This window comes from Streptomyces sp. SGAir0957 (assembly GCF_043523415.1).
The window spans coordinates 5,086,036-5,098,591 of record NZ_CP027293.1 but is presented as its reverse complement, the minus strand read 5'-3'; the positions used below and the strand labels follow the sequence as shown (position 1 = coordinate 5,098,591).

Annotated in this window: 7 protein-coding genes; 2 read left to right on the top strand and 5 right to left on the bottom strand. The window is 74.5% G+C overall.

Features of this window, described 5'->3' with window-relative positions:
• Positions 1-6 precede the first annotated feature (6 nt).
• Positions 7-1,476 carry a carbohydrate ABC transporter permease gene (locus tag C1N81_RS27810; RefSeq protein ID WP_394433549.1) on the top strand — a complete coding sequence of 490 codons (1,470 nt, stop codon included), beginning with the start codon at positions 7-9 and terminating at the stop codon, positions 1,474-1,476.
• Positions 1,473-2,354, top strand: a complete 882-nt coding sequence (locus C1N81_RS27805) for a carbohydrate ABC transporter permease (protein WP_394433547.1) — start codon at positions 1,473-1,475, stop codon at positions 2,352-2,354. Before C1N81_RS27810 ends, C1N81_RS27805 begins: the two co-directional genes overlap by 4 nt.
• A gap of 62 nt (positions 2,355-2,416) precedes the next feature.
• Here C1N81_RS27805 and C1N81_RS27800 read toward each other — a convergent pair whose 3' ends face one another.
• The 5 genes from C1N81_RS27800 to C1N81_RS27780 all read right to left on the bottom strand — a co-directional run bounded on the left by C1N81_RS27800 (position 2,417) and on the right by C1N81_RS27780 (position 12,505).
• On the bottom strand, positions 2,417-3,562 hold the full coding sequence (locus tag C1N81_RS27800) for a glycosyltransferase (protein WP_394433545.1): 1,146 nt from the start codon (positions 3,560-3,562) through the stop codon (positions 2,417-2,419).
• A complete protein-coding gene (locus C1N81_RS27795) occupies positions 3,559-6,216 on the bottom strand; it encodes a CDP-glycerol glycerophosphotransferase family protein (RefSeq protein WP_394433543.1) in 2,658 nt (885 codons plus the stop codon). The genes C1N81_RS27800 and C1N81_RS27795 overlap by 4 nt, the downstream gene beginning before the upstream one ends.
• Positions 6,213-9,710 (bottom strand): bifunctional glycosyltransferase/CDP-glycerol:glycerophosphate glycerophosphotransferase, encoded by a 3,498-nt coding sequence (locus tag C1N81_RS27790; protein WP_394433541.1) that lies wholly within the window; start codon positions 9,708-9,710, stop codon positions 6,213-6,215. The genes C1N81_RS27795 and C1N81_RS27790 overlap by 4 nt, the downstream gene beginning before the upstream one ends.
• A 108-nt stretch (positions 9,711-9,818) precedes the next feature.
• Positions 9,819-10,322, bottom strand: coding sequence for a hypothetical protein (locus C1N81_RS27785; protein ID WP_394433539.1), 504 nt, complete (start codon positions 10,320-10,322; stop codon positions 9,819-9,821).
• Between the two features lie 68 nt (positions 10,323-10,390).
• Positions 10,391-12,505 (bottom strand): bifunctional glycosyltransferase/CDP-glycerol:glycerophosphate glycerophosphotransferase, encoded by a 2,115-nt coding sequence (locus tag C1N81_RS27780; protein ID WP_394433537.1) that lies wholly within the window; start codon positions 12,503-12,505, stop codon positions 10,391-10,393.
• Positions 12,506-12,556 lie beyond the last annotated feature (51 nt).

Below are 12,556 nucleotides of genomic sequence, written 5' to 3'. Positions count from 1 at the left end.
GCCGCGATGACCTCGGCCGCCGACGGCGGCGGCCCGGACCGCTCCGCCAAGTCACCGCAGGACAGAGCCGGTGACTTGGCGGGCTCGTCGTCCGGGCCCGCCCCCGACACCACCGCACCCCGTAAGAACCCCTCACGGTTCAAGAGCGTCACCGGCACCCGCCGGACCGTCGCGTTCCTCTTCCTGCTGCCCGCGTTGATCCTGCTCGGCGCGCTCGTCGTGTACCCGATCGGGTACTCGGTCGTGCGGAGCTTCTTCGACGCGTCGGGCGGCTCGTTCATCGGTTTCGACAACTACGAGACGCTGTTCACCCGCGCCGACACCAAAGCGGCGATCAACAACAACATCTTCTGGGTGGTGCTCGCCCCGATGGTCGCGACGGCGCTGGGGCTGATCTTCGCCGTGCTGACGGAGCGGATCCGCTGGGGCACCGCGTTCAAGCTGGTCGTCTTCATGCCGATGGCGATCTCGATGCTGGCCGCGGGCATCATCTTCCGGCTCGTGTACGACCAGGACCCGGAGAAGGGCGCCGTGAACGCCGTCTGGGTCGGCATCCATGACACGTTCGTCGATTCGTCGGCGTTCCCGAAGGCGCATCCGCGGCCGAACGGGGAGCTGGCGGGCCGGAGCGGCGGCCCGTATCTCACGAAGGAGCCGGTCCGGGCCGGTGAGCCGGTGAAGCTGGCGCTGGTCGGGGTCGCCGCCGACCAGATGCCGAAGGACGCGAAACCGGCCAAGGCGGCGCCCGCCGCGCCCGGCGAGGTCAGCGGCACCGTCTGGCAGGACTTCACGCTCGGCAAGGGCGCGGGCGGCCTGAACGGCATCGACGCGACGGAGCTCGGCTATCCGGGCATGAAGGTCGAGGCGGTCAAGGGCGGCAAGGTGGTCGCGTCGACGACGGCCGCCGCGGACGGCACGTTCACCCTGCCGGCGAAGGCGGACGGGGCGAAGCTGCGGCTGCCGTCGGCGAACTTCGCGGAGGCGTACAACGGCGTCGACTGGCTCGGCGACAAGAAGTTCTTCACGGTCCACCTGGGCGGATTCGACCTCTACCTCAACATCGTGACGACCTCGATCATGGTGTCGTACGTGTGGATGTGGGCCGGTTTCGCGATGGTGCTGATCGGCGCGGGCCTGGCCAGCATCCCGAGGGAGCTGCTGGAGGCGGCGCGGGTCGACGGGGCGACGGAGTGGCAGGTGTTCCGGCGGGTCACGGTGCCGCTGCTCGCGCCGGTGCTCGCGGTCGTCCTGGTGACGCTGATGATCAACGTGTTGAAGATCTTCGACCTGATCTTCATCATCGCGCCGGGCTCCTCGCAGGACGACGCCAACGTGCTCGCCCTCCAGCTGTACCGGTCGGCGTTCAGTGAGGGCAACGAGGGTCTGGCGAGCGCGATCGCGGTCCTGCTCCTGCTGCTCGTGATCCCGGTGATGTGGTTCAACATGAGGCGGCTTCGACGGGAGGCACGACGATGACGACCGTCGACGAGACAGTGCACAAGCCGCGATCGTTCGCGGGCCGCGTCGTCGACAAGGTCGGCAGCGGAGTCCTCCAGTTCGTCCTGATCCTGGTGGGCGCGTTGTGGCTGGTGCCGACCGTGGGCCTGCTGCTCTCCTCGCTGCGCAGCCCGGAGGACATGGCGGCGAGCGGCTGGTGGAAGGTGTTCAGCAAGCCGTCGCAGCTGACGTTCGACAGCTACAGCAGCCTGCTCGAGAACGCGGACGTCACGAAGTCGCTGGTCAACACGGCGCTGATCACGGTGCCCGCGACGCTGCTCGTGATCATCATCGGTTCGCTCGCCGGGTACGCGTTCGCGTGGATGGAGTTCCCTGGCCGGGACTGGTGGTTCCTGATCGTGGTGGGGCTGCTGGTGGTGCCGGTGCAGCTCGCGCTCGTACCGATCGCGAAGCTCTTCGGCGACATCGGGATCTTCGGCTCGCTGTTCGGCGTGATCCTCTTCCATGTCGGGTTCGGGCTGCCGTTCGCGGTGTTCCTGCTGCGGAACTTCTTCGCGGAGATCCCCCGGGAACTCCTGGAGGCGGCGCGCCTGGACGGCGCCGGTGAGCTGCGGCTCTTCGTGCGCGTGGTGATGCCCCTTGGCGGTCCGGCGATCGCCTCGCTCGGCATCTTCCAGTTCCTGTGGGTGTGGAACGACATGCTGGTCGCGCTGATCTTCACCGACACCGACAGCCAGCCGATCACGGTCGCGCTGCAGACCCAGGTCCGGCAGTTCGGCAACAACGTGGACGTGCTGGGTCCCGGCGCGTTCATCTCGATGATCATCCCGTTGGCCGTGTTCTTCGCGTTCCAGCGGCAGTTCGTGTCCGGCGTGATGGCGGGCGCGGTGAAGTGACTGGCAGGGGGCCGGGCAGGACCCGGCCCCCGCTGTCACCGCTGTCACCGCTGTCACCGCTGTCACCGCTCAAGGAGCGCGAACAGCTCCTCCCAGCGCTCCAGGACCCGCTCCTCGGAGAACCGCCGCACATGGGCGCGGGCCCGCTCCCCCATGGCGTCCCGCATCCGGGGGTTGCCGGTGAGGCGGAGCAGCCGGTCGGCGAGCGCGTCGAGGTCGCCGACGGGGGCGAGGAGGCCGTCCTCGCCGTCGCGGACGATCTCGCGGACGCCGGGCGCGCAGTCGAACACGGCGCACGGCACACCGCTCGCCATCGCCTCCATCAGGGCGAGCGGGAACCCTTCGCCGCGCGAGGACTGGACGAAGACGGAGGAGGCGGCGAGGGCGCCGGGCACGTCGTCGGTCAGCCCGCGCCAGCGCACAGACGCGTCGAGGCCCAACTCGGAGCATTGCGCCCGCAGTTCGGGCTCGTCCGGTCCGGCCCCGTACACGTGCAGCTCCCAGTCCGGGCGGAGCGGTGCGACCTTCGCCCAGGTGTCGAGGAGCATGTCGACGCCCTTCCGGTCGGTGAGCCGGCCGATCGAGCAGACGGCCTTCTCCGTACGGGGTGAGGGCTCGGCAGGCAGGTGGGCGAGGGCGTTGGGCAGGAAGTCGACGTTGTCGAAGCCCTCGCCCGCCCAGAGGTCGGCGTCCTCCTGGGTGAGCGCGAGCCAGCGGTCGACGTGCGGGTAGTGCCGCTCGATCTCCTGGTAGCGGTGGCAGGCGCGCGTGTACCGGTAGGACTCGTGGCTCATGCCGACGACGACGAGGCCGGAGGTGTCGATCTCGCGCAGCCACTCCATCGCCCACACCTGGGTGACGATCACGACGGAGCCGGGGCGGGCCGCGTCGAGGACCGAGCCGAGCGTGGCGAGGGCGTCGTCGCGGGCCGCGATCCGGCGGGCCGCGCGCCGGCGTGCGGGCACGCTGAACCGCCGGGCGCCGCCGGAAGGTCGCGGGGCCTGCGGGTGCTCGGCGTAGAGGCTGGTCACCGGGTAGCCGGGGGCCTGCGGCACGGCCATCTTCAGGTCGGACTCGAAGACGCCGATGACGTGCACGCGGTGGCCCGCGCCGGTGAAGAGGCGGGCCGTCTGGTGGGTCCAGGCGGTGACGCCGCCGAGTTCGTCGGCGGAGCCGGTGACGAGGAAGAGATCGCGGGCCGCGCTCACGAGTCTGCCTTTCGCGTGAAGAGGGCCTCGACGACGGCGCGTGCGGCGCCTCCGTCGTCGTAGGCCCCGAACTCGGCGGCGAACGCGCGTCGCCGCTCCTGCCACGCGCCGTCGGTCTCCTTGGTCTCCGCGAGGGCGCGGTGCAGTGCGTCCTGGGTCTCGACGACGGGTCCTCCGGCGCGTTCGCGCAGGTCGAAGTAGCTGCCGTGGTCGGCGGCGTGCGCGTCGGGGTCGGGGGCGAAGTGCAGGATCGGGCGGTCGAGGAGGGCGTAGTCGAACATGACCGACGCGTGGTCGGTGATCAGTACGTCGGCCAGGCAGAGGAGTTCGGCGGTGTCGTGGTGGGCGGAGACGTCGACGACGGTGCCGGGCGGGGTCGGCGGCAGGGCCGCGGTCTCCGCGCGGTGGGCGCGGACGAGCAGGACGTGCGTGTCCCCGAAGGCGTCGGCGAAGGCCCGTACGTCCAGCGGAAGGTCGACGGTCCCGCGCTCCGGGTCGCCGCGCAGGGCGGGCGCGTAGAGGACGACGGTGCGGTGGTCCGGGATGCCGAGGGCGGCGGCCGGGGCGGGGCGCGGGAGGCGCCCCTCGCGTTCGTCGCGCTCCCTCGCGGCCACGAGCCGGTCGTTGCGCGGGGAGCCGACGCGAAGGAGGCGCTCCTCGGGGATGCGGTGGGCGCGGGCGAGGGTGCGGACGTCGTGCTCGGAGCGGACCAGGAAGTGGTCGAAGCGGGCGACGGCACGGTCGAGCCGGGCCCGCTGCTCCGCGTTCCGCGTCTTGTGGCGGATCTCGTCGCGGCCCGTCCGTTCGTACGCGGAGCCGTGCCAGGTCTGGAGGTAGGTGGTCTCCCTCGGCTTGGTGAGGGCCTGCGGGAAGCCCTGGTCGTCGACCCAGAACTCGGCGCGGGCCAGCGCCCACAGGTACCGCCACGACCAGCGGCGGACGAGCCTGGCGTCGGCGGGGAACCCGTCCGGCGACGTCGCGTACGACCACACGGCGCGAAAGCCCTGGCCCCGCAGCTCCTCGTGGAGGGCGCGGGGGCTGTCGCCGTAGCGGGTGCCGAGGTGGCTCTCGAAGACGACGGTGCCGCGGCTGACGGGCAGGCGGCACAGGTACCGGTGGTAGACGCGGACCTTGACGCGCCGCGTGTGCAGGGCGGCGTACCGCTCCACGAGCTTCTTCCGCAGCCGCCCGACCGTGCGGGCCGGGCGGAAGGCGGTGAGGTGGCGGGCGAGGGCGTTGGCCTTGCGGGCGAGGGCGCGGCGGGGCAGCAGGCACACGGCGAGGTGGTGCCCGGTGGTGACGTAGGGCTGCCAGGTGTCGCCGGTGAGCCGGGTCAGGCGTGGCCGGGCCGGGAGCGCGGCCGACGGCCCCGGAACGGTGTCGGGCTCCGCGAACAGGTCGAGCGGCGGCAGGAGCGTGCCGTCGACGCCGAGGCGCAGGCGCGGGTCCCAGACGCGGTCGCCGATGCCGCGCGGGCGCAGCAGCCGGGTGAGCGGGACGGTGGCGCGCCACACGAGCGTGGAGTCGTCGCGCAGGCGTACGGCGTCGGCGGCCACGGTCACCGCCGTCCGCGCGGCCCCGCGGGCCACCAGGTCGAGGGTGGCGGTGAGGACGCTCCCGGGTCCGTACAGGGCGAACGGCACGACGATCCGGCCCTCGACGACGAGCCGGCCGTTCCTCGCCACACAGCGGGTGACGCGGTTGAGCAGCGTGTGGCCGTGCGGGTCCTGGTGCTGGTGGCCGAGGTCGGTGACGTCGTACGCGGCGCCGGTGTGCGCCGCGCTCCACCGCACGGCGCCGTCGTCGGCGCGGACCAGGGCGGAGACGACGGTGCCGGGGTGGTCGAGGGCGTAGGCGGCGCGGAGCACGCCGTCCGTGTCGCCGTCGGCGAGCAGCCGGGCGGCGACGCGCTCCAGGGCGGGGAGGTCGCGGAGGGCGGCGGTGTCGAGGAGGCCGTCGAGCGAGCGGGCCGCGGCGGCGGCCGCCTCGTCCCGGCGGGCCGCGTCGAGGCCGGGGAACGCGCGGGCGTACGGCAGTACTTGCCCGGTGACGAAGTGGTGCGTGCGGCGCGTCCGCAGTGCGGGGTCGTCGATCAGGGCGAGGGCGTGCCGGTGGCCGGCGACGGCGGCGGGGAGGTCGCCGAGCGGGTCGGGGGCGGCGCGACGGATGGTGACGAGGTTCGGCACGAGGGCGATACGGCGGGCGGCGAGGGCGAGGCCGAGCCCGGAGCGCGGCTCGGTGGCTTCGTACAGGTCGCGTCGGACGCAGTAGCCGGCGGTCAGCGCGGGGCGGGTCAGCAGCGCGGGCGCCTCGGCCGCCGCCGCCAGGACCCGCGAGCGGGCGTACAGCTCGCGCTGCCAGTCGGGGGCGGTCTCCTCGCCCCCACCGAGCCGGGTCCACCGCCCCGCGACCAGGTCGGCGCCGGTGCGGCGGGCCGCCGCGTACAGGTTGCGGCAGGCGTTCTGTTCGAGGATCTCGCCCGCGGTCAGGGGCAGGACGTACGTGCCGCGGGGCGCTCCCCCACCGACGACGACCTCCGTACGGCGGTGGGTCTGGTCCCGGACCGAGCGGACCGTGGCGTGCAGCAGCGCGGGGTCGGTGTCCGCCGGGCAGTCGACGAGGACGCTGATGTCGGGGTCCTCGGCGGCGCTCACGCGCGGCCCCCGTCCGCGTCCGCGCGCGCGCCGAACGCCAGCATCGCGTCGGCGACCTGGGCCGCCGCCGTGCCGTCGTCGAGGTCGCAGAACGCCTCCCGGAACCGGGCGTGGGCGGCCCGGTGCCCGGCGACCGCCGCGTCCGGGTCGAGGAGCGCGGCGATGACCTCGTCGCTGGTGCGCAGGAGCGGGCCCGGCGCCCGGGCGGTGAAGTCGAAGGAGAAGCCGCGCACGGAGTCCCGGTAGTGGTCGGGGTCGTAGGTGTGGAAGAGCATCGGGCGGCCGGTCTGCGCGAAGTCGAACATCATCGACGAGTAGTCGGTGACGAGGACGTCGGCGACGAGGAGCAGGTCGGCGGCGTCCGGGTGGCGGGAGACGTCCCGGACGAAGTCGGAGGCGGGGACGGTGCCGCCGACGAGGTGGGGGCGGCGGACCAGGAGGACATGGTCGTCGCCGAGCGCCGCCTCGGCCGCCGCCAGGTCGAGGCGGAGGTCGAACCCGTGGCGGCCGGGGGATCTGCGGGGCCGGTGCTCGCGCCGGGTCGGGGCGTAGAGGATGACGCGTCTGCCGTCGGGGATGCGCAGGCGCTCGCGGACGGCGGTGGCGAGCTTGGCGCGGTCGGGGGCGTGCAGCACGTCGTTGCGCGGACAGCCGGAGGCGAGCACGGGCCCGTCGTAGCCGAAGGCGCCGCGCAGGAGGGGTGTGGAGAAGCTGTTCGGGGAGACGAGCAGGGACCACTGGGCGGCGCGGTCGGGCAGCGTGCCGATGGAGCGCCGGTCGGCGGAGGCGGCGCCGCGCGGGTCGCGGCCGATCCGCTCGAGCGGGGCGCCGTGCCAGGTCTGGACGACGTACTGGCCCTCGGCTCGCCGGAACCAGTCGGGCAGATGGGTGTTGGTGACGAGGTAGCGGCTGCGGGCGAGCGCCTCGTGCCAGTCGGCGCTCCACAGGGCGACGGGGGTCGCGCCCGGCGGCAGCTCCACCTGCTGGTCACGGACGACCCACAGATGCTCCAACTCGGCGCCGCGCGAGCGGAGTTCATCGAAGACGGCGCGTGGGGAGTCGGAGTACTGGCGGCCGTCGAAGCTGACGTAGAGGACGGCGTCGCGGCGGGGCAGGGTCCGCTGCCGCGCGGAGGCGGCGCGCAATGCCGCCTGGGCGCCCCGCCCCCGGTCCCGCTCGGGCAGCGACGTGCCGGAGGTCAGCAGGAGCTGGTCGTGGTGGCGGCGCCGCACGGTGAACTCGCGGCCGCCGAGGACCTTGCTGAGCGGCAGGTGCGGATGGCGGGCGGGGGCGACCAGCACGGGGGCGCGGCCGTCCGGTTCGGCGGCGCCGCTCGCGCGCAGGAACAGGCGCCAGGTGCCCTCGGCGAGCGGCAGCGTGCCCGCCGGGCCCGGCAGGGCGTGCGGGCGCAGGGCCGCCTCGAAGCGGCCGTCGGCGAGGGTGAGCGGGACGGCGTTCTCCTCGTCGTGGCCGCTGTGCACGAGCACCAGTTCGCGGCGTACGGCGTCGGGGCAGCTGCCCGCGATCAGCAGCCGGCCGTCCTCGTCCCAGCGGAGGGTGTCCACGACGGGGCGCACGGTCTGGTCGCGCAGTTCGGTGTCGCCGGACGGGTTGGCGAGGACCATCAGCTCACGGCCGCCGTCGAGCCCGTAGCGGCCGGGGGCGATGTCGGGGCGGACGGGGAGGGAGATCCGCTCCGCGCCCTCCGCGCCCTCTTCGGCCCTGCGGACCAGGCCGACGCCCCACGGGTCCGCGGAGCCGTCCGCGCCGCCGAAGAGGGCGAGCGGCACCTCGGCGGTGAAGGTGCGCCCGTCGACGGTGACGGGCAGGTCGTGGGCCTCCTTGGTGCGCCAGTTCTCCACCCGCACGGCGAGCGGCACGTCCTGCCGGCCCGGCGCGAGTTCGCCTTTGACGCGCACCCGCCGCCCGTCGCTCTCGTGGGCGACGAGGCGCGCGGGCAGCCGCTCGACACGCAGCCGGAGCCGTCCGCCGCGCAGGACCGGCGCGATCCGCAGGAAGTCGTCGAGGTGGCGTACGGGCAGCGGGCAGGCGCCGCTCATGCGGACGGGCCCTGTGCGGGGCAGGAGGCCGCCCGCGTACGCGGCCAGCTCCAGGTTCCAGGTGGTGCTCGCGCGCCCGGTGACCAGCTTCGCCGGGTCGACGACGGTCTCGAACCCGGCCCGGTCGTAGTCGTGCAGGCCCTGCCGGGAGGAGACCGTCGCCTGACGGGAGCGGACGGTGCGCAGACGCAGCGGCACGGCCCGGCGCCTGCCCGCGCGCAGCCAGGCGAGGCGGACCCGGGCGGTGAGGCGTCCGGCGGGCAGGTTGCGCACGTAGGCGTAGCCCTTGAGCCGGAGGGTGCCGTCGGCGCCCCAGGCGGCATGGGTGACGCGGGCCTCCAGGGGCAGGTCGGCGCGGGTGAGGGCGACGACCCTGCGGGGCAGGGGCGGGGTCGGGGCGGGGAGGTCGGCGCGGCGCCCGAGCAGGCCGCGCCGGGTGGGGAAGGCGCCGGAGTGGGCTTTCTCGTAGGCCATGAACGTGAGCAGCTCGGGCAGGCGGCGCTCGCGGATCAGCTGCCAGCGCACGCGCAGGACGAGCGGGAGTTCGGCGAGGACGGCCGGGTCGACGGAGGCGGCGAAGGCGCCCGCGTGGTCGAGGAACGCCTCGTGGTAGGCGGCGTCGCCGTCCGGGAGGGCCTCCATGAACATCCACAGGTCACCGGCGAGCACGGAGGCGTCGTAGCGCCGCTTGCTCTCCCGCCACTCCGGGCGCTCCGCGAGGAACCGGCTGACGTGGGTGACGGAGGCGGTGCGGTCGCGGACGGCGCGGAGCAGGGCGCGCCGGTCGGAGATCGGGCCCTCGCGGTCGCGCCACAGGTGGACGGTGTCGCGGAGGACGTCGACGGAGCGGGCCAGGAAGTGGGCGGGCAGCACGACGGGGATGTCCTCGAAGAGGACGCCCTCGGGGAAGGTGAGGCCGTGCTCGTCCCAGAAGGAGCGCCGGAAGACCTTGTTGCGGGCGATGCGGTCGGCGAGCAGGTCCCCGTCGCGGGTCACGTGGGTGGCCCGGCGGCTGGTGGCCGTCGCCCCGCGGAACATGGGCGACTGCACGGTGGTGCCGTCGGCGCGCAGCCGGTGCACGTTGCCGGTGACGAAGTCGGAGCCGGACGCCTCCAGGGCGGCGAGCATCAGCTCGTAGGCGCCGGGCGGGATCACGTCGTCGCTGTCCACGAAGGCGAGGTGGGTGCCGTGGGCGTGCCGGACGCCGGTGTTGCGGGCGCCGCCGAGGCCCGCGCCGGCCTGTTCGACGAGGCGGAAGCGGGGGTCCTGTGCGGCGTGGGCGCGCGCGATCCCGCCGCCGGCGCCGGTGGACCCGTCGTCGACGAGGACGACCTCCAGGTCCGGCATGGTCTGTGCCGACAGCGACTCCAGGCAGGCGCCGAGGTGGTCCTCGACGGGGTGGACGGGGACGACGACGGTGAGGCGGGGTGTCATGCGCTGCGCACGTTCCTTCCGGCGGCGGCTGGGGGCCTGCTCGTCTGACAACCGGCGCCGCCGTTCCCGGTCACCCGGCCTGGGCCATACGGGTGGTCGCGGCGGCGGTCACGACCGGACTCCGTGGACGCCGACCGGCACGACGGGGGCGACGGGGCGCGGGGTGGCGAGCGGGATGGGACGGGCGTGGGTGAGCCCGGGGGTCGGCGGGGCCGGTGCCGGGAGGGCGGTGGGGTGCCCGGCCGCGGCGGTCAGGGGGTGGTTCCGCGCGGGGTCGTGCCCGTCGGCGTGCGGCAGGGTGGCGGTGGCGTCGGAGCGCAGGGGGAGCCGGTCGGCGTGGGCGTCGAAGGTGCGGCCGGAGCGGTCGGCGACCCAGCGCGGGGAGGGCGCCGGCTCCCGCCGGAACCCGGCGCCGTGCCCGGCCTGCCCGGCGAGCGAGAGGGCGAGGGCGCCCGCCACGGCGCAGCAGAGCAGGGCGCGGACGCGGGGCCTGGCCCCGTGCGCGACGGCGGTGACGGCGAGGGGGGCGGCCGACGCCGCCCCCGAGCGGGTCCGGGTGTGCGGCGGAGCCGCCGGGCGGGGCGGCGCGGAGGGGCGGTACGGGATTTTCATCCAGGGACCAACACCGGGCCGCCCGCGCGGGTCACGAGCGCTGGACCGCCCGGGTGACGCGGGTCGTCTCAGACCCCGGCGTCCTCGCCCAGGAACAGCCTGCGTACGACGCGGTCGGCGGCGCCCCCGTCGTCGTAGGCGCAGAACCGCTCGCGGAACGCGGCGCGCAGCCGGGTCGTCGCGGCGGTGTCGAAGCCGCCGTCCCGGAAGAGGGAGACGAGCTCCTCCTCGGTGGTGGCGACCGCGCCCGGGGTGTCGCCGGGCAGCCCGGACAGGAGGTCGAAGTAGGTGCCGCGGGCGAGCCGGTACGCCTGCCAGTCGGGCGCGTAGACGACGAGGGGCCGGTCGAGGCAGGCGTAGTCGAACATCACGGACGAGTAGTCGGTGACCAGGGCGTCGGCGGCGAGGCACAGGTCCTCGACGCGGGGGTGCCCGGTGACGTCGATGAGCCGGGGGTGGGCGTCGACGAGCCCGGCCTCGGCGCCGTAGAAGTAGTGGGCGCGGACGAGGATCACGTGGTCGTCGCCGAGTGCGTCGGCGAACCGGGGCAGGTCGAGGCGGGGCAGGAAGCCCTTCTGGTAGTCGCGGTGGGTGGGGGCGTAGAGGAGGGCCCGCCGGCCGTCGGCGATGCCCAACTCGCGGCGCAGCGACCGTACTTCGTCGTCGCCGGTGGTGAAGAAGACGTCGTTGCGCGGGTAGCCGAGTTCGAGGGGCGCGTACGCCGCCGACGGGTAGACCCGCTCCCAGACCTGGGTGGAGTGCGGGTTGGCGGAGAGGCTGTAGTCCCACTGGTCGGTGTGGGCGAGGACCTTGGCGAAGCTGATGCCGTGGGTGCCCGCCGGGTAGCGGCGCTGGTCGAGCCCCATCTTCTTCAGCGGGGTGCCGTGATGGGTCTGGAGGTAGACCTGCCCGGGGCGTTTGGTGAAGCCGCCGGGGAAGGAGGAGTTGTTGACGAGGTACTTCGCCGTGGCCATGGTCTGCCAGTAGCGGCGCGATCCCTCGATGACGTACGGGACGCCCTCGGGGACGCGTTCCTCGTGCCGTGACGAGACGACGAAGACGCCCTTGACGTGCGGGGCGATCCGGCGCGCCGCGGCGTGGATCGCGGCCGGGTTGCAGCTGACGCCGCGGTTCCAGTAGGCGCCGTAGACCGCGAGGTCCGGGTCGAGGCGTGCGGTGCGCAGGTCGCTGCGGTAGGCGGCCCTCATGACGCGGGAGCGGAGCTTCTTCTTCTGCCGCCTGAGCGCGGAGGCGGCCGACTTCTTCCGCCCCCTGGCCTTCTCCTGCTTCAGGTAGGCGGGCCAGGACCCGGCGGCGAGGGCCTGTTCGCGCGCGCCGGCGGGGAGGTGTCCTTCCGGGCGGTGCGCGCGGTGCAGCCCGGCGGCGCGGCGGAACAGTTCGGGCCGGTCGGCGGGTGTGGTGCGGGAGCCGTCGTCGAGGACGCGGAGGATGTGGGCGACGGCGTGGGGGAAGACGCGGCCCGTGTCGGCGGCGCCCGCGAGGAGTTCCTCGTAGCGGTCCACGAGTGCGAGGTGGCGTGGTCCGGGGGTGCCGGTCAGGCCGCCCGCGCGGCGGCGGCGCCAGCGCACGCAGGGGCGCGGCAGCGTCGCGAGGGTGGCCGCCTCCAGGACGGCGCGGTACGCCGGGACCACGTCCTCGTACGGGCCCTCGGGGGCGAAGGCGAGGCCGCGTCCGGTCCAGAAGTCGCGGCGTACGGCGCGGTTCCAGGCGGCGGGGGTGACGGCCAGCGGGTCGGCGTCAGGGCCGAGGTCGTCGCCGCTGGCCCGCACGGTGTCCCACCAGTCGGTGCGGTCGTGGCCGTGGAGCAGGACGTCGGGATCGCCCGCCTCGGTGAGCGCGGCGTCGAGGGCGGCGAGGGCGCCGGGCAGGAGGGTGTCGTCGGCGTCGAGGAAGAGGAGGTAGTCGCCGGTGGCCTCGCGAAGGCCCGCCGTGCGGGCGGCGCCGACGCCTTCGCGGGCGGGCCGGGTGAGGGCGCGTACGCGCGGGTCGCGCCGCGCGTACTCGGCGGCGATCGCGCCGGAGGCGTCGGGCGAGGCGTCGTCGACGACGATCAGCTGCCAGTCGGTGTGGGACTGGCCGAGGACGGAGTCCAGGCACTCGCGGAGGTAGCCCTGGACACGGTAGGCGGGGACAACAACGGAGAAACGGGACGAACGCGACATGGCACCTGACGCTACCTCAGCGGGGCCCGGCGGGCAGCCGCCGACGAGGTT